Annotated in this window: 17 protein-coding genes and 2 pseudogenes; 9 read left to right on the forward strand and 10 right to left on the reverse strand. The window is 70.6% G+C overall.

The window, feature by feature from the left end; genetic code table 11:
• A pseudogene (locus L942_RS21740) lies at positions 1 to 166 on the reverse strand (superoxide dismutase); the annotation flags it as partial.
• A gap of 213 nt (positions 167 to 379) precedes the next feature.
• Between L942_RS21740 and L942_RS21745 the strand changes: the two are divergent.
• Positions 380 to 748, forward strand: a complete 369-nt coding sequence (locus L942_RS21745; protein WP_037363431.1) for a hypothetical protein — start codon at positions 380 to 382, stop codon at positions 746 to 748.
• Positions 749 to 806: 58 nt separating this feature from the next.
• Positions 807 to 1,382 (forward strand): DUF305 domain-containing protein, encoded by a 576-nt coding sequence (locus L942_RS21750; RefSeq protein WP_037363433.1) that lies wholly within the window; start codon positions 807 to 809, stop codon positions 1,380 to 1,382.
• Between the two features lie 335 nt (positions 1,383 to 1,717).
• Here L942_RS21750 and L942_RS21755 read toward each other — a convergent pair.
• Positions 1,718 to 2,276, reverse strand: a pseudogene (locus L942_RS21755) (DNA alkylation repair protein); the annotation flags it as partial.
• Between the two features lie 123 nt (positions 2,277 to 2,399).
• Here L942_RS21755 and L942_RS21760 point away from each other — a divergent pair.
• Positions 2,400 to 2,798 carry a hypothetical protein gene (locus tag L942_RS21760; protein WP_037363434.1) on the forward strand — a complete coding sequence of 133 codons (399 nt, stop codon included), beginning with the start codon at positions 2,400 to 2,402 and terminating at the stop codon, positions 2,796 to 2,798.
• Here the strand turns inward: L942_RS21760 and L942_RS21765 are convergent.
• The 6 genes from L942_RS21765 to L942_RS21790 form a co-directional block, all read right to left on the reverse strand.
• Positions 2,774 to 3,403: a flavin reductase family protein gene (locus L942_RS21765; RefSeq protein ID WP_051166140.1), complete on the reverse strand. Its 630-nt coding sequence runs from the start codon at positions 3,401 to 3,403 to the stop codon at positions 2,774 to 2,776. The genes L942_RS21760 and L942_RS21765 overlap by 25 nt on opposite strands.
• 99 nt (positions 3,404 to 3,502) lie before the next feature.
• Positions 3,503 to 3,787 (reverse strand): hypothetical protein, encoded by a 285-nt coding sequence (locus L942_RS21770; RefSeq protein WP_037363436.1) that lies wholly within the window; start codon positions 3,785 to 3,787, stop codon positions 3,503 to 3,505.
• 181 nt (positions 3,788 to 3,968) lie between these two features.
• On the reverse strand, positions 3,969 to 4,907 hold the full coding sequence (locus L942_RS21775; RefSeq protein ID WP_037363437.1) for a GNAT family N-acetyltransferase: 939 nt from the start codon (positions 4,905 to 4,907) through the stop codon (positions 3,969 to 3,971).
• Between the two features lie 12 nt (positions 4,908 to 4,919).
• Positions 4,920 to 5,597: an aspartate/glutamate racemase family protein gene (locus tag L942_RS21780; RefSeq protein ID WP_037363438.1), complete on the reverse strand. Its 678-nt coding sequence runs from the start codon at positions 5,595 to 5,597 to the stop codon at positions 4,920 to 4,922.
• Positions 5,594 to 6,598, reverse strand: coding sequence for a D-cysteine desulfhydrase (locus L942_RS21785; protein WP_037363439.1), 1,005 nt, complete (start codon positions 6,596 to 6,598; stop codon positions 5,594 to 5,596). Before L942_RS21785 ends, L942_RS21780 begins: the two co-directional genes overlap by 4 nt.
• Positions 6,599 to 6,635: 37 nt before the next feature.
• Positions 6,636 to 7,292, reverse strand: coding sequence for an IclR family transcriptional regulator (locus L942_RS21790; protein WP_051166141.1), 657 nt, complete (start codon positions 7,290 to 7,292; stop codon positions 6,636 to 6,638).
• Positions 7,293 to 7,430: 138 nt separating this feature from the next.
• Here L942_RS21790 and L942_RS21795 point away from each other — a divergent pair, with 138 nt between their 5' ends.
• A complete protein-coding gene (locus L942_RS21795; protein WP_037363440.1) occupies positions 7,431 to 9,302 on the forward strand; it encodes an FAD-binding monooxygenase in 1,872 nt (623 codons plus the stop codon).
• Here the strand turns inward: L942_RS21795 and L942_RS21800 are convergent.
• Together L942_RS21800 and L942_RS21805 are read right to left on the reverse strand one after the other, a co-directional pair.
• Complete coding sequence (locus L942_RS21800) at positions 9,289 to 10,746, reverse strand: alpha/beta hydrolase (protein ID WP_037363442.1); 1,458 nt, start codon at positions 10,744 to 10,746, stop codon at positions 9,289 to 9,291. The genes L942_RS21795 and L942_RS21800 overlap by 14 nt on opposite strands.
• Positions 10,747 to 10,831: 85 nt before the next feature.
• Positions 10,832 to 11,992 carry an epoxide hydrolase family protein gene (locus L942_RS21805; protein WP_037363444.1) on the reverse strand — a complete coding sequence of 387 codons (1,161 nt, stop codon included), beginning with the start codon at positions 11,990 to 11,992 and terminating at the stop codon, positions 10,832 to 10,834.
• A gap of 82 nt (positions 11,993 to 12,074) precedes the next feature.
• Between L942_RS21805 and L942_RS21810 the strand changes: the two genes are divergently transcribed.
• From L942_RS21810 to L942_RS21830, 5 genes are all read left to right on the forward strand, one after another.
• Positions 12,075 to 12,650 carry a CGNR zinc finger domain-containing protein gene (locus tag L942_RS21810; RefSeq protein WP_037363448.1) on the forward strand — a complete coding sequence of 192 codons (576 nt, stop codon included), beginning with the start codon at positions 12,075 to 12,077 and terminating at the stop codon, positions 12,648 to 12,650.
• A 373-nt stretch (positions 12,651 to 13,023) separates the two neighbouring features.
• Entirely contained in the window at positions 13,024 to 13,206 is a 183-nt protein-coding gene (locus L942_RS21815; protein ID WP_037363449.1) for a hypothetical protein, read from the forward strand.
• A gap of 89 nt (positions 13,207 to 13,295) precedes the next feature.
• Entirely contained in the window at positions 13,296 to 14,093 is a 798-nt protein-coding gene (locus L942_RS21820) for a helix-turn-helix transcriptional regulator (protein ID WP_037363450.1), read from the forward strand.
• Positions 14,094 to 14,126: 33 nt separating this feature from the next.
• Positions 14,127 to 15,242: a WD40/YVTN/BNR-like repeat-containing protein gene (locus L942_RS21825; RefSeq protein ID WP_037363451.1), complete on the forward strand. Its 1,116-nt coding sequence runs from the start codon at positions 14,127 to 14,129 to the stop codon at positions 15,240 to 15,242.
• Entirely contained in the window at positions 15,239 to 15,544 is a 306-nt protein-coding gene (locus L942_RS21830; protein WP_037363453.1) for a MoaD/ThiS family protein, read from the forward strand. The genes L942_RS21825 and L942_RS21830 overlap by 4 nt, the downstream gene beginning before the upstream one ends.
• Positions 15,545 to 15,954 lie beyond the last annotated feature (410 nt).

A 15,954-nucleotide genomic window follows, 5' to 3' on the forward strand; every position in this document is an offset into this window, starting at 1 on the left:
AGTCTCCCGCCTCGCGCGCGGCGGCGAGCTTGTCCAGCGTGTCGTTCGCGCCCTTGACGTAGGCGGCGTGGTGCTTGCTGTGGTGCAGCTCGTTGATCTCGCCGGAGATGTGCGGTGCGAGGGCACCGTAGTCGTAGTCGAGTTCGGGCAGCTCGTACCGGGCCATGGGGCCCTCCTTCTCTCTTCGACATCAAGTCTTGCCCCCTCGAACCTAGTAGCACACCCGTGCCGCGGGCGAGCGGGGGCGGCCTCGGCGCCACAGGCTGGACCTGCTTGAGTGAATGTTCAACTTCCAGTACTGGGCGGGATCGCCGACCACCCAGCGTGACCGGTTTGTCCGCCCCGCGCCGGCTCCCCGCCGCCCGGTACGGTGGGGTCCATGGCGGCGTCCCGGCTCGGCAGCGTGCAGCGCGTGCTGCTGCTGTTCGCGCTTGCGCTGGGCGTCGCGGTGATGCACCACGTGCCCTCGCCCGGAGCGGGGCACGCCATGACGAGCCAGGTGTCCGTCGTCGCGGCACCCGAGACCGTCGCCGACTCGGGCATGCCCGCCGGCGAACACTCGATGCTGCACCTCTGCCTGGCGGTCCTGTACGCGGCCGGCGCGCTCATCCTGGGCCTGGTGGCCTTCCGTCGCTACGAAGCGGTGCGGGCGGTCTTCGACGGCACCCGCGGCTCCCCCGCGGCCGGCCGCCCTCCCGACAGACGGGGCCGGGACGTCCTGACTTCTCTCTGCGTGTTGCGAACCTGATCGGCCTTCTCCATTCCGGTCTTTCCTCGCAATTTTCCTTTTGAGAGAAGGTTTTTTCGTGCGCAAAATCTTTTTCAGCGGTGTCGTGCTGGCCGCGTCGCTCCTGCTCGGCGCGTGCGGCAGCCCGGATTCCCCCGCGCCCGCTCCCAGCTCGCAGGCGGGACACAACGCCGCCGACGTCGCGTTCGCCCAGCAAATGATCCCGCACCACCAGCAGGCGCTGGAGATGGCGAAAATGGTGCCGTCGCGCAGCAGTGACCCGAAGGTCGTCGACCTGGCCGGCCGGATCGACCGGGCGCAGGACCCGGAGATCCGGCAGCTGCAGGGCTGGCTGACCAGCTGGGGCGTCGCGGCCGCCAGCCACTCCATGCCCGGCGGCCACCAGATGTCCGGCGAGCACTCGATGACCGGCATGATGTCCGACGCCGACCTCAAAAGCCTCGACGCGGCCAAGGGCCCGGCCTTCGACCGGTCCTGGCTGGAGATGATGATCAAGCACCACCAGGGCGCGGTCGAGATGGCGAAGACCGAGCTGGCCCAGGGTGCGGACGCCGGGGCGAGGGCGCTGGCGCAGCGGATCATCGACGCGCAGCAGGCTGAGATCGCCGAGATGCAGGGCTTGCTGAAGGGTTGACGCGACGGGTGCCGGGGCCAGTGGAGCGGCCCCGGCACCCCTGCCCCGAGGCCCGGCTCCGAGATTTGCCGTGCGGGAACCCGGCGGATTCCGGCGACGATGGAGACTCCAACCAGAGCGGGCTGGCGTTGGTCACCGGCGCGGAGTGCGCTGAAGATGCGCGACCTCCTCGTAGCGACGGCGGTGGCCCGGGATTTCGAGCCGCCGAAAAGATTCCGGGCTTGATCCGCGACACCGAACCCGCGGCTCGGGCGGGTCAGCTGGACCGGAACCCAGGCCGGAGCGGCTGGCCGCTGCCCGTTCTTGGCGGCGAGCAGGGAGGCCGTTGGGTTTCGTCAGGGCTGTCGCTTGACCATCTCCGCGATCCGCACCGGCGCGTACGGCGACGTGCAGTTCGGCGGCGTCGGGTAGTCCTTGAGCACGCCCAGCCCCTCGCCGATGGCGATCGCGCGGGCGCGCAGGTGCGGGTTTTCGATGCCGATCTGGGCCAGGCAATGGTTCATCGCCACTGCAGCCGGTCCAGTGCGGCTTTCATTTCAGCTTCGATGACGCCGGGCAACCCGGGCAGGTCCAGACCGGCAGGCTTCTTCGCGACGCGGTCCGCGGTCAACGCCCAGCCCGCGCTCGCCACCATCGGGTCGGGATCGCCGAGCAGGCTACCCGGAGGTCCTCGGCGTGGACGCTTTTCTTGACGAGGTTCGCGAGGAGCCAGTCCTGCACCTTGGGTTCGCCCGCCTCGCGCAGCATGGTGTCGAGGTCGTCGCGGTCGAATTGCTTCGGCCGCGCGACGAGAAGGGCCAGCAGGCGGGCGTCGGTGTCGCCGGTCTGCCAGAGTTCGCGGGCGAGGCCGGACTGGGCTTTGAGTTCCTTCGCGAGGGCGCGGAGCTTGCCAAGGCCGGTCGAGGACCCCGGAAAGGGTCGCGTCGGCCACGGAAACCTCCCTGCTCAGGCGCGGACCGGGTCTAGATTGCGCGAAACGCACGGTAACGCTCACGGGGCGCGGGACGTCTTTCGAGCATGACCCGCCGCGCCGTCGCCGCCATCGCGCTGGCCTTGGCGCTGACCGGGTGCACCGCGGATCCGCCTGCCCAGCGCGCCGTCGCCGGGGCGTCGCCGACGAGCCAGCCGGGCCCGCAGCCGGCTCCGGCCACGACGACCGTCCCGGCCACGCCAGCTCCGATCGCTTCAACCCCGGCCAGCGTGCCCAGCAGCACCAAGCCGAAGGCCAAGCGGCGCGATCCCGCGACCAGCCCGGGATGCGGGCAGCGGGCGGTCGACGCGGGCCGGTTCAACCCGCGCTGCAAGGAATACCAGGGCTACCTCGACCCCGGCGGTCCCGGCCGCCCGAAAACGTCCGGCGAGATCCAGCGCGAATACCTCTGTCAGCAGGGCTACCTGCCCAGATCCGAGTGCTGACTCCCGGCCAGGAACTCCTCCGGGGCCGGGATCGGCACCCGCACCCAGTTGTCCACCCGGGTGAACGTCGCGCCGCCCATGCGGCCGACCGGGTGGTACACGTCCTGGTCCAGCCGGCCGTCCGCGCGCAGCAGCCGGTCGTCCACCGCCACCCCGACGACCTCGCCGAAGACCAGGTGCGCGCCTCGGAACTCCTCGATCTTCACCAGCGTGCACTCCAGGCTCGGGCCCGTCCCGGCGGGGTGCGGCACCGCGATCCGCACCCCGGGGGTCCACGACAGCCCGACGTGCTCCGCTTCGTCCACTGCGGAGTCCACTGTGGACGCGGTGCGCGCGACCAGCTCCTCCTGGCCGCTCAGCGCGATCGTGATCGCGAACTCGCCCCGCGTCTCGATATTGGCCAATGTGTCCTTCGGCGCTTCCGAAATCGAGAAGAGCACCGTCGGCGGATCCATGGTCAGCGGAGCGAAGTAGCTGAACGGCGCGAGATTCCGCACGCCCGCGTCGTCCACTGTGCTCACCCAGGCGATCGGACGCGGGACGACGGCGTTCTTGACCATCCACACGAAAGCGCCGCGATCGACGTCGGTATTGCTGCGGTACACCAAACCTCACTCTGTCGCTCGCCGAGCATGGTCGACTCCGACCGTACGCTCAGCACCTCCGCATCCGCCGCGGTGACCGGATCGTGGGCAAAACCGCGCTCAGCCCCCTGCGGCGGTCAACGCGGCGAGCACCCGTTCCCGGGTCGGGACGTCCAACCGGCACGCGTCCCCGGCGACCGATCCGGCCGTTCCCATCACGTCGACCCCGTCGACCAGGACCGTCGGCGAGCGGTAGCGGCCGACGCGTTCGACCACCGCCGCGTCGAGGCCGCTTTCGGCGACGCACTCGGCGACCAGCGCCCGGGCCTCGGCGGCGTTCGGGCAGTCCGGGGCGGTCAGCAGTTCCACCCGCGTCCCGCGGATCTCCGGCCCGGTCGCGCACATGCCCTCAGCCTAGGCGGAAAACCGTCGTTGACAATCCGCTTCCGGAAAAAGCCAGGTTCGTCCAGGGGCATCGCCTTCCTCCCGGCCCTGTGGGAATACGAAGCGGCGATGCGCGGCTACGGCCTCGATGCGGTCCGGAGGTCCGCGAAGTCCGCGGCGATGCGGATGGGCGAGCCTCCGCTCACGCGGGTTTGACCAGTGGCACGTCCCGCGAGATCTGGCGAAACCCGACGCTGTAGTACAACCCGCGCGCCGACGGATGTCCCGGCGCGCCAAGGCAAGCGACCGTCGCGTGGGTGGCTCCGGCCGCCCGCGCGCGGGCCATGCCGTGCAGCAGCATCGCGCGGCCCAGCCCGAGCCGCCGGTACTGCGGGTGGGTGCCGACCGGCTCGAATTCGACGGTCTGGTTCGCCTCGTCCAGCCACAGGATCGTGGACGCCGCCATCGTCCCGTCCGGCGCTTCGACCAGGATGTGCAGGTCACCGCGGTAGGCCGGGGTCGCGCGGACGCCTTCGTAGCTTTCCGCCGAGTACGCGATGACGCCCCACGCGTCCAGGTGTGCCTGGACGGCCGCCTCCGGCCCGGCTTCGGCCGCGGTGCGGAAGCGGAAACCATCCGGCAGCACTGGCTTTTCGAGCACCTCGAGGTCGCGTTCGTTCAGCTGGGTCCAGGAGCCGGTGTCGCCGAGGCCGTCCGGATCCGGCTGGTAGCCGTGCGCCGCCCAGCGCTCGAGGCCGAACTTGTCCGCCGCGCCGGGCAGCACCGTGCGTTCGAGGCCGTCGGCGGTGGCGTCGAACCAGTCGATCACCTCGTCGACCAGCCCGGCGTGGTCCGGGTGGACCTGATAGGCCAGATAGGCGCCGGTGATGTCCTTGACCGACCCGTCGCTGCGCCGCACGCTCCGCGGCAGGTGCGCCCAGCCCCACGCGACGAGATCCTCCCCGGCGAACCACAGCCGGCGGACCCAGCTCTCCCCTTGCGCCGCATGCGCTTTGCCCCAGTTCCAGGCCAGTTCGCCGTAGGAGGCGTCGCTGTTGACGAGTTCCGGGCGCACCGCGGTGATCCGCTGCGCGAGACCCTGCATGAGCTGCACGTCCGCGGCGGTCAGCAGATCAGTCATGGCCGGACTCTGTCAGCCGGACGGCCGGGCGTCGACCGGTTTTCCGCCGCAGCGGCGGATCACCGCATCGGCGAGCAGGTCGGTCGGGTCCAGCACTCCGGTCGTTTTCCCCGCCGCCAAGGGCAGTTCCGTGCACGCCAGCACCGACAACGGCGCGTCGACCTGCGCCAGCGCCCGGGCGAAATGCGCCGCTCCGCCCGCCCGGTCGCCGCGTTTCACCGCCGCCACCGCGAAGTCGACCTCCCGCTGCCCCGCTTCGGACGGCACGACCCATTCGACCCCGGGCACCCGCCGTTGATACAGCCCGGCGGCGATCGTCCCGCGCGTGCCGAGCAGCCCGACCGGCCCGGTCCGTCCCTCGAGGACGCCCGCCGTTTCCGCGATCATGTCCACGAACGGCACCCCGCTGTCCGCGGCCAGCCGGTCCAGGAAGAAATGCGCGGTGTGGCACGGCATCGCGATGACGGACGCGCCGAGGTCGCGCAGTTTCTCCGCTCCGGCGAGCAACGCCGGATACGGGTCGGTGCTGCCGTCGAGGACCGCCGCCACGCGGTCCGGGACCGTCGGGTCCGCCCAGATCGCCACTCGCAGATGGTCCTGGTCGCGTTCGGCGGCCGTGCGCGCGATGAGTTTCGCGTAGAAATCCGCGGTCGCAGCGGGACCCATGCCGCCGAGGATGCCCGCGATCACTGGAACGTCGACCGGTAGCCGAACAGCCCGGCGACGCCGCCGGTGTGCACGAACACGACCCGGTCGGTCGCGGCGAACCGGCCCTCCTCGATCGCGCCGAGCAGACCGGCGAAGCCCTTCCCCGAGTACACCGGGTCCAGCAGGATTCCTTCGGTCTCGGCGAGCAGCCGCACCGCGTCCACCATGGACTGGGTCGGCACGCCGTAGCCCTCGCCGACCCATCGGTCGTCGACCAGCACGTCGGCGCGGGAAACCTCGGCGCCGATCAGCTCCGCCGTCCGGCTGGCCAGTCCGTGCACGGCGTCGATCTGCCGCGCTTCCGGCTGCCGCACGCTGACGCCGAGCACCCGCGCCGGGCTGTGCACCGCGCGCAACCCGGCGACCAGCCCGGCCTGGGTGCCGGTGCTGCCGGTCGCGTGCACTACCCAGTCGATCGGGACCGGCGCGGCGTCCAGTTCCAGCGCGCACTGCACGTACCCGAGCGCGCCGATCGGATTCGACCCACCGCCCGGGATCACGTATGGCCGCCGCCCCTCCGCACGCAGCTTCGCCGCCACGTCCTCCATCGCCGCTGACATATCGGTTCCGGCCGGTACCCGGTCCACGATCTCCGCGCCGAGCAGTTCGTCGAGGAACACGTTGCCGGAGTTCTCGTACTCCTCGTCGCGCACCTGGCGTTGTTCCAGCAGCAGCCGGCACGCCAGTCCGGCGCGCGCGGCGGCCGCGGCGGTCTGCCGGGCGTGGTTGGATTGCGTCGCGCCCTGGGTGATCAGCGTGTCGGCACCGCGGGCGAGCGCGTCGCCGACGAGGAATTCCAGCTTGCGCGTCTTGTTGCCGCCGGTCGCCAAGCCGGTGCAGTCGTCGCGTTTGATCCAGAGGTCCGGAACGCCGGGGTGGCGCTCGCGCAGCCGCGCGGTGAGCCGGTCCAGCGGTTCGAGCGGGGTCGGGAAGTGTCCGAGCGGGAAGCGGGCGAAGCGCGTCGTCTGTACCACGGTCGCCATCGTGCTTCCCGTGCCCGGCCGCTGTCCACCGCGTCCGCTACGGATGCAGTTCGGCCCGGATCACTTCCGCCGCCTGCGCCAGCCGGGCCCCGATCGCGGAGACATCAGCGGGACCGGTCAGATACACCACCGCCAGCGCCGCCGGATGCTGCCCGGGCACCGCGAGCGGCACCGCGATCGACGACAGCCCGGGGATCACCTCGTCATGACTGGTCTCGTACGACGCCTTCTCCCCGCGCAACTGCTGCAAAATCGCGCGCCCGGGGGCGCCGTCGGTGATCGGATGGCGGCTTCCCGGGCGCTGCGCGACCGCCGCCGTCGCCTGCCGCGGTTCGACGCTGGCCAGCGTGACGACGGAATCCTCGCCGTCGAGCGTCGCGAGGAACGCGGTCATGCCGAGTTCGTTCGCGAGCACGGTCAGCTCCGGCAACGCGGTCGACTGAAGATCGCGGGAAACGTTGCGCGCCAACGCCGCCAGCCGCGCTCCCAGCTCCAGCTCGCCGTTCGCGCCGCGCACGACGAGCCCGTGGTCCTCGAGCGTGCGCACGATCCGGTAGGTGATCGACCGGTGCAGCCCGAGCCGCGCGGCCAGCTCGCCGATCGACAGCGGCGTGTCGGCCTCGGCGAGCACTTCCAGCGCGGTGAGCCCGCGCGACAACGTCTGCGACCCGGCCGCTTGCTTGGCTTCCGTCACGACTCGGTCCTTCCCCGCGGGGTCTTGTGCACCGGAGCGGCCCACCTTAGCATCAACGTACTCAATAATTGAACAACGAGTTCGATTATCGAACAAGGTCCCCTTGGCGCAGCGCTTCACGATGAGGTGAGGAAACCCATGCAGTTCCACCACCACGGCTACGTTTCCGGCGAGCCGCGCGTCCTGCCCGCCGCCGGAACCGGACTCGACCGGCCGGCGGAACTGCCGGACGAGGTCGACGTGCTGATCGTGGGCACCGGCCCGGCGGGCATGATCACCGCCGCGCAGCTGTCCCGGTACCCGAACGTCGTCACGCGCGTCGTCGAGCGCCGGGGCGGGCGGCTCGAGGTCGGGCAGGCGGACGGGATCCAGGCACGCAGCGTCGAAACGTTCCAGGCCTTCGGGTTCGCGAACCGGATCGTCGAGGAGGCGTACCGGATCACCACGATGTCGTTCTGGAAGCCCGATCCCGCCGACCCGAAACGCATCGTCCGCTCGTCGCGCGTGCCCGACGACCCCACCGGGATCAGCGAATTCCCGCACCTCATCGTCAACCAGGCCCGCGTGCAGGACTACTTCGCCGAGTACATGGCCCACTCGCCGAGCCGGATGAAGCCCGATTTCGGCCTGGAATTCCAGTCGCTGGCGATCGCCGAGGGCGACGAATACCCGGTGGCCGTCACGCTGCGGCACACCACCGGCCCGCGCACCGGCGAGGATCGCGTGGTCCGGGCCAAATACGTCGTCGGCTGCGACGGCGCGCGCAGCGCGGTGCGCGAGGCGATCGGCCGGAAACTCGTCGGCGACCAGGCATTGCACGCGTGGGGCGTGATGGACGTCCTCGCGGTCACCGATTTCCCGGACATCCGCACGAAATGCGCCATCCAGTCCCACGACGGCGGCAACATCCTGCTCATCCCGCGCGAGGGCGGCTCGCTGTTCCGGATGTACGTCGACCTGGGCGAGGTGTCCGAGGACGACCGCGGGGCCGTGCGGAAAACGACCATCGACCAGATCATCGCGCGCGCCAACGCGATCCTGCGTCCGTACGCTTTGGACGTGAAGAACGTCGCCTGGCACAGCGTGTACGAGGTCGGCCACCGGCTCACCGACAAATTCGACGACGTTCCGGCCGGCGACCCCCGGCTCCCGCGCGTGTTCATCACCGGCGACGCCTGCCACACGCACAGCGCGAAAGCCGGGCAGGGCATGAACGTCTCGATGCAGGACGGGTTCAACCTCGGCTGGAAACTCGGCCACGTCCTGGACGGCCGCGGCCCCGCTTCGCTGCTGGCCACCTATTCCGCGGAACGCCAGCTGATCGCGAAGAACCTCATCGACTTCGACAAGGAATGGTCGACCCTGATGGCGACCCGGCCGGAGGACCTGGCCGACCCGGCGGAGCTGGAAGAGTTCTACGTGAAGACCTTCGAATTCCCGTCCGGTTTCATGACGTGCTACCAGCCTTCGGTGCTCATCGCCTCGCCGGAACACCAGGGTCTGGCGACGGGTTTCCCGATCGGCAAACGCTTCAAGTCCGCTCCGGTGATGCGGGTCTGCGACGCGAACCCGGTCCACTTAGGACACCACGCCCAGGCGGACGGCCGCTGGCGCATCTACGTTTTCGCCCCCGCCGCACCCGGCTCGGCGACCGCATTCGCCGAATGGCTCGGCGGGGCCGAGGACTCCCCGGTCGTGGCCCACACGCCGAAGGACCTCGACGCCGACGCCTGGTTCGACGTCAAGGTGATCTACCCGCGCCCGTACGAGGAAATCGACCTCGGCGAGGTCCCGGAGATCTTCCTTCCCCGCACCGGCCCCTTCTCGCTGATCGACTACGAAAAGGTCTACGCGGCGGACCCGGCGGACGACATCTTCGCGGCCCGCGGCATTTCGCCCGACGGCGCGGTCGTGGTGGTCCGGCCGGACCAGTACGTCGCGAACGTCCTCCCGCTCACCGCCACCGCCGAGCTCGCCGCGTTCTTCGCTCCCATTTTCACCGCCGACTAGCCGGGAAGGAACGCTCGGCCGGGCAGAATCGGTCCCGTGCCGGGAAGTTCCCGTCGACCAGGTACGCCGTCGCGGCGTCGTTCAGGCATTGGTTCGCGCCCGCGCCGTAAGCGACGTGGCCGCCCTGGTCGGCGACGACCATCCGGGCCCGAGAGCCGAGCGCCCCTCGGGTGCGCAACGCCCCGGGCAACGGCGTCGCCGGGTCGCGGAGGTTCTGCACCATCAGCACGTCGGCCGGTCCGGTGCCGGTGATCGGCACCTTCGGCTCGACCGGTGCGGGCCAGTACGCACACGCCCGGATATTGGCGGTGTAAGCGCCGTACATCGGATACCTTGCCCGGTCGATCTCGACGTTGCGCTGATAGGTCCGCACCGACGTCGGCCACCGCGAATCCCCGCAGAGCACCCCGAGGTATCCGACCGGGAAACTGCCGCGATCGCCGTCCGTCTTCGGCGCGGCGGCCGCGGGAAGCGGCTGATGGGTGTCGAGCAGATGCCAATACGCGGCAAGCTCTTTGAAACTGGCGTCATTCCGGAGCTCCCCGGACGTGAAGCCGCGGAACGCCGTCCCGTCGAATCCGGACTCCGGCGTCCGGTCCAGCCGATCGGCCAGCTGGTAGTACTTCGCCGTCACCGCCGCCGAAGTGGCGCCGAGGTGGTAGTCCTGCTCGTGCTTCGCGGCGAAGCTCGCGAAGTCGGGGAACCGGGTCTGGAAACCGAACGCCTGCGCTCGCAACGCCTCGACGTCGTATCCCTCCGGCGGCAGACTGCTGTCGAGCACGACCCGGTCGCTGCGGTCCGGGAACAACGTCGTGTACACCGCCCCGAGATAGGTGCCGTAGGACTCCCCGTAATAGGAAACCTTCTTCTCGCCCAAGGCCTCCCGGATCCGGTCCATGTCCCGTGCCGTGTTGGCGGTGGTGACGAACGGCAGCAGATCGGCGGTGTCCGAACTGGTGCATTGCTGAGCGATCCGCCGGGCCAGTTCGGCCGATTTCGCGACCTCCGCCGGATTGTGCGGATAGGGCGGGTTCGCCGCGGCCGCTTTGTCCGCGTCGTCGAGACCGCAGGTCAACCCCGCGCTGGAACCGATCCCGCGCGGGTCGAAGCCGACGATGTCGTAACTGTCGCGCACCGCATGCGGAAACGGCTGCACCACGGGAACGCGCAACCCGGAGAGGCCGGGCCCGCCGGGGTTGACCAGCAGCACGCCGCGCCGCTTGTCCGGTTTCGCCGCGGACAGCCGGGACACCGCGAGGTCGATCTTCCGCCCGTCCGGATCCCGGTAGTCCAGCGGAACCGGCACGGTCGAACACTGCAAGCCGGGCAGTTGACCGCCGCCCGGGCACGCCCCCCACCGCAGCGGCAGAGCCGACGCGGGGGCCGCGGTCACCACCCCCGCCAGCACCGCGACGGCAAGCGCGATCGGCATGGTCTTTCGCATTCAGCTCTCCTCATCGGCTCGGAGATCGGCTCGGAGTTGCCGATTCACCACACCAGCCGACGCGGCGGCGGACCCCTGCCATTTGTCACCCCGCGGCACTCAGCACCGCGGCGAGCCCTTCGCGCAGGTCCCGGACGAAGTACTCCGGCACTTCCAGCGACGGGAAGTGCCCGCCCCGTTCCGGCTCCCGCCACCGGACGATCTGCCGGAACCGCTTCTCCGCCCACGGCTGGGGGGTCTTCTCGATATCGCGCGGGTACATCGTGACCGCCGCCGGAACGTCCACCCGCAACTCCGGGTCCAGCGAATTGTGGCTCTCGTAGTAGATCCGGGCCGCCGACGCCCCGGATCGCGTCAGCCAGTACAAGGTGACATCGTCCAGAACGCGGTCGCGGGAAATGGTTTCGAAGGGACTGTCCTCGGTATCCGACCACTCCGCGAACTTGTCCACGATCCAGGCGAGCAGCCCGACCGGCGAATCGACCAGCGAGTACCCGATGGTCTGCGGCCGTGTCGCCTGTTGCTTCGCATACGCGGCGCGATGCCGCCAGAAGTGCCGGGTCTCCTCGGTCCACCTGCGCTCGGCAGCCGTCAGCCCGTCGGCCGGCAAGCCGGGCGGGCCCTCCGCGAACAGCGTGTGGACGCCGAGAACCCGCTCCGGGAACCGGCCGGCGAGAACCGTGGTGATATTGCCGCCCCAGTCGCCGCCGTGCGCCAGGAACTTCCGGTATCCGAGCCGGTCGGTCAATTCCGCCCACGCGGCCGCGATCTTTTCCGTGCCCCACCCCGTCGCGGCAGGTTTGTCGCTGTACCCGAAACCGGGCAGGGACGGAGCCACGACGTGGAAGGCGGGCGCGCCGGCGTCTTCCGGGTCCGCCAGGGCGTCCACGACGTCGACGAACTCCGCGACACTGCCGGGCCACCCGTGCGTCAGGACCAGCGGAACGGCGTCCGCGCGCGGAGACCGGCGGTGCAGGAAGTGGATGCCCAGGCCGTCGACGACGGTCCGGAACTGGCCGATCCGGTCGAGCCGCTCCTCGAACGACCGCCAGTCGTACCCGGTGCGCCAGTAGTGCACGAGATCCGTGAGGTCGGCGAGCGGAACGCCCTGGTCCCAGCGGTCCGGGCCGGGCGCCGTCTCCCGCTCCGGCAGCCTCGCCGCGGCCAGCCGAGCGCGCAGATCGTCGAGGTCGGCGTCCGTCGCGCGGGAGCGGAAGGTTTCGACGGCGCTGGTCAGAGAGGTCATCAGTCCTCCTCGGAGGGTTGGAACCGGCTTAGACGGTTCTAGCAGCCGCCCGTCGCCGAGCGCAACCGGCTAAGCTGGTTCCATGCCTGCCGCGTTCCCTGACTTCCGCCTCGGCACCGTGCTCGCGACCAGCTTCACGGCGACCCGCACCGAACGCCGCGGCGACCCTGTCGAGCGCATCCCGACCCCGCAGCGGCTCGCCGACTGGCTGGCCGTGAGCGGCCTCGCCGTGGATTCCTGCACCGCCGGGCAGCTCGAACTCGCCAAGGAACTGCGGGAGTCGATTCACGCCGCCGCCGCCGCGGCCGCGCTCCACGAGCCGCTCCCCGCGGCGGCGGTCGAAGTCATCAACGCTCGCAGCACGCAGGGCCGGGCGTCGGCGGTCCTGACGCCGGACGGAAAACGGCGCTGGCAGCTCAGCTCGGAAACCGCCGTGGAAGACGCCCTCGGCGTGATCGCCGCCGACGCGATCAGCATCCTCTCCGGCGAGCGGGACGGAAAACTCGCCTTGTGCGCGTCGCCGACCTGCCGAGCCGCCTTCTTCGACACCAGCCAGAGCCGCACCCGCCGGTGGTGCGAAATGAACACGTGCGGGAACCGGCAGAAGAAGGCGCGATTCAACGCGAACCAGCGCAAAAACCGCGGCACGACCGGATAACCTGCCCGCGAAACGCGAGCAGCCGGCGCGGTCGATGCGCGCTGAGCACCGGTATCGCGGGGCGGGGAAAGCGAGTAGCCAAGTACCCGAGCTAAAGCTCACGATTTAGCGGGTCGCAGCCGGATCTCGCTGCGGTACGCGGGCCGGTCTTCGGGAGAAATCATCTTCGCCGCGCAGCTCGCCCGGTTGGCGCCGCCATCCGCGCCGGTTGCGGATCACGCATCTGCTGTCGCGTCCGGACGCGAGCTGCTGCGCCGCTGGCTGGGCGACGCTTCCCCGACGGCCGAGTACTGCGTCTGCGGTCCTGAGCCGGTGCGTGCCGCGGCCCGGGCAGTCGTTGCCGCGCTGGGCGTGCCGGAGGAGCGACTCGACAATGAGCACTGAACCGCAGGAAATGGCTGTCGAGAACGTCGGTGTGGCGAGGGTGAAGCCCGGCGACACGCTGCTCGCCGAGGAGCACATGCTGGCCTGCGCCAGCTGCCCACGGTCCGATGTGGTCGTCGACCTGGAAGCCGACCGACGCAATCCGCCCACCGCCATCGGCTCAGTCGGGTAAACCCTCCACGCACGGCCGCCCGAACGCGGACGGCCCGGAATTGTCGGTCCCCGGATTTACCATGGCGGCACATCCGAGGAGGTGTGCACATGCGGGACGCCGTGCTGGAGGCGGCGAGGTTCCTGGCCGCCGGACGCACCCGGCAGCTCACGCTCGAGGACGTGGCCGACCACGTCCGGTACAGCCCGTTCCACCTGGCGCGCGCGTTCGAGCGGGAGATCGGCCTGCCGCCGGGGAAATTCCTGGCCGCGCAGCGGTTCCAGCTCGCCAAGGAATTGCTGCTCGACACCGGGGAGAAAGTGGTCGACATCTGCCACGAGGTCGGGTTCTCCGCGCCGGGCACGTTCACCACCCGGTTCACCGCGGCGGTCGGCGTGAGCCCGCACCGGTTCCGGCAGCTGCCCGGCCTCCTCGCCGAGCACCCGCCGGAACCGGTGCGGGTGGCGGGGCCGGACTGCACGGGCGGCGCGGTCACCGGCCGGGCGTTCCTGAGCCCAGCGGCGGTGGCCGCGCTCGACGGGGCCCCGGCGGTGTACGTCGGGCTGTTCGCGACGTCGTCGGCGCGCGGCGTGCCGGTCAGCGGCTCGCTGCTCGGGCCGGACCTGGAGTTCACGCTCGTCGACGTGCCCGCCGGCACCTACCGGCTGCTGGCCTGCGCGCTGCCCGCGGCCGCCGATCCGCGCGCGCAGCTCGCACCGACCGTGCAGGCGGTCGGTTCGGCCGCCCGGCCGCTGCGGATCCGGGCCGGGCCGGTGCCGCTGCGCCAGGACGTGCGGCTGGACGTCGCGCCCTCGTGGTCGCCTCCGGTGCTCGTCGCGCTGCCTCCGCTGGCGTCGGCGAGAGCGCAAGAATGGAGAGGCGGCGCGCGGCTGGCGAGGTTAGGTTGAGCCAGGTCAGGGGGCCGTTGTCAGGGAGAAAGCATGCCTGGAGTTCGAGTACTGGTCGGCACGCGCAAGGGCGCGTTCATCCTCACCTCGGACGAGGGCCGCACGCGCTGGGAGGTCGAGGGGCCGCACTTCGGCGGCTGGGAGGTCTACCACCTCGCCGGCTCGCCCGCGGACCCGGACCGGCTGTACGCGTCGCAGTCCACGTCGTGGTTCGGCCAGCTGATCCAGCGTTCCGACGACGGCGGGAAGACCTGGAACCAGGTCGACCACGACTTCGCGTACGAGGGCGGCGCGGGCGATCACCTCTGGTACGACGGAACGCTGAAACCGTGGGAGTTCACCCGGATCTGGCATCTGGAACCCTCGCTGACCGACCCGGACACGGTGTACGCGGGCGCGCAGGACGCGGCGCTGTACCGCAGCACCGACGGCGGCAAGAGCTGGAAGGAGCTCACCGGGCTGCGCAAGCACGCGTCCGGGCCGGGCTGGCAGCCGGGCGCGGGCGGATTGTGCCTGCACACGATCATCCTCGACCCGCGGAACTCGAAGCGGATGTTCGCCGCGATCTCCGCCGCGGGCGCGTTCCGCAGCGACGACAGCGGCGAAACCTGGCAGCCGATCAACCGCGGCCTGCACTCCGACGGCATCCCGGACCCGGACGCGGAGGTCGGGCACTGCGTGCACCGGATCGCCCTGCACCCGTCGCGCCCGGACGTGCTGTTCATGCAGAAACACTGGGACGTGATGCGCTCGGACGACGCGGGCGAGCACTGGCGGGAAATCAGCGGCAACCTGCCGAGCGACTTCGGTTTCCCGATCGCGGTGCACCCGCACGAACCGGAAACGGTGTACGTGGTCCCTATCCACAGCGATTCGGAACACTACCCGCCGGAGGGCAAGCTGCGCGTGTACCGCAGCCGCACCGGCGGCGGCGAATGGGAACCGCTCACCAACGGCCTGCCGCAGGAAAACTGCTATGTGAACATCCTGCGCGACGCGATGGCCGTCGACTCCTGCGACGAAGCGGGCATCTACTTCGGCACCACCGGCGGACAGGTCTACGCGTCGAACGACGCGGGCGACAGCTGGGCCCCGATCGTGCGCGACCTGCCCGCGGTGTGCTCGGTCGAGGTGCAGACTCTGCGATGACCACCGTCGTGCGCGTAAAGCTGCCCACCCACCTGCGCCGCCTGGCGAAGGTCGAGGGAGAAATCCGGCTGCCGGTCGAGGACCCGCCGACGCGGGAGACCCTGCTGGACGCGCTGGAACGCGCCTACCCGCAATTGCGCGGCACGGTCCGCGACACGACGACCGGCCAACGCCGCGCGTTCGTCCGGTTCTTCGCCTGCGAGGAGGACCTGTCGAACGCCGCGCCTGACACTGCCCTGCCCGGCCCGGTCCTGTCCGGAGCGGAGCCGTTCCTGATCATCGGAGCCATGGCAGGCGGCTGACCACGAACCACCGGCCGAGGGGAAGAACCCGTGGCCTCGGTGCGTCCCGGGGGCGCACCGAGGCCCGGGCTCAGGTGTTGCCGGATTGCGCTGGGTCGCGTCCCGGAGCCGCTGTCGTCTCACCGGTCGCAGCCAGCCCGGAGAAGAGCACTTCGCGCGCCGAGCCGGACGCGCTCGACAGCGGGGAGGAGATCCGTCTCGGCAGGTCCCGCTTGCTCGATGCCGGACCTGCCGATGCCGCGCAGCGACGGCCGGGGCGGCGCTTCCCCGCACAAGGAACGACCGGGTGGGGGTTTCCCGCACAACGAACGGCCGGGCGGGGCTTCCCCGCACAACGAACGACCGGGCGGGGCTCGCCCCCACAAGGAACGACCGGGCGAGGCTTCCCCGCACAAGCAACGACCCGACGG

The sequence above is a fragment of the Amycolatopsis orientalis DSM 43388 genome (assembly GCF_000411975.1).
Lineage (GTDB): Bacteria > Actinomycetota > Actinomycetes > Mycobacteriales > Pseudonocardiaceae > Amycolatopsis > Amycolatopsis orientalis_D.

Coding starts and splice junctions, on each gene's coding strand:
- L942_RS21745 (WP_037363431.1), top strand. CDS start 380: ATGGCGGCGTCCCGGCTCGGCAGCGTGCAGCGCGTGCTGCTGCTGTTC.
- L942_RS21760 (WP_037363434.1), top strand. CDS start 2,400: ATGACCCGCCGCGCCGTCGCCGCCATCGCGCTGGCCTTGGCGCTGACC.
- L942_RS21770 (WP_037363436.1), bottom strand. CDS start 3,787: ATGTGCGCGACCGGGCCGGAGATCCGCGGGACGCGGGTGGAACTGCTG.
- L942_RS21775 (WP_037363437.1), bottom strand. CDS start 4,907: ATGACTGATCTGCTGACCGCCGCGGACGTGCAGCTCATGCAGGGTCTC.
- L942_RS21785 (WP_037363439.1), bottom strand. CDS start 6,598: ATGGCGACCGTGGTACAGACGACGCGCTTCGCCCGCTTCCCGCTCGGA.
- L942_RS21795 (WP_037363440.1), top strand. CDS start 7,431: ATGCAGTTCCACCACCACGGCTACGTTTCCGGCGAGCCGCGCGTCCTG.
- L942_RS21800 (WP_037363442.1), bottom strand. CDS start 10,746: ATGCGAAAGACCATGCCGATCGCGCTTGCCGTCGCGGTGCTGGCGGGG.
- L942_RS21805 (WP_037363444.1), bottom strand. CDS start 11,992: ATGACCTCTCTGACCAGCGCCGTCGAAACCTTCCGCTCCCGCGCGACG.
- L942_RS21810 (WP_037363448.1), top strand. CDS start 12,075: ATGCCTGCCGCGTTCCCTGACTTCCGCCTCGGCACCGTGCTCGCGACC.
- L942_RS21815 (WP_037363449.1), top strand. CDS start 13,024: ATGAGCACTGAACCGCAGGAAATGGCTGTCGAGAACGTCGGTGTGGCG.
- L942_RS21820 (WP_037363450.1), top strand. CDS start 13,296: ATGCGGGACGCCGTGCTGGAGGCGGCGAGGTTCCTGGCCGCCGGACGC.
- L942_RS21825 (WP_037363451.1), top strand. CDS start 14,127: ATGCCTGGAGTTCGAGTACTGGTCGGCACGCGCAAGGGCGCGTTCATC.
- L942_RS21830 (WP_037363453.1), top strand. CDS start 15,239: ATGACCACCGTCGTGCGCGTAAAGCTGCCCACCCACCTGCGCCGCCTG.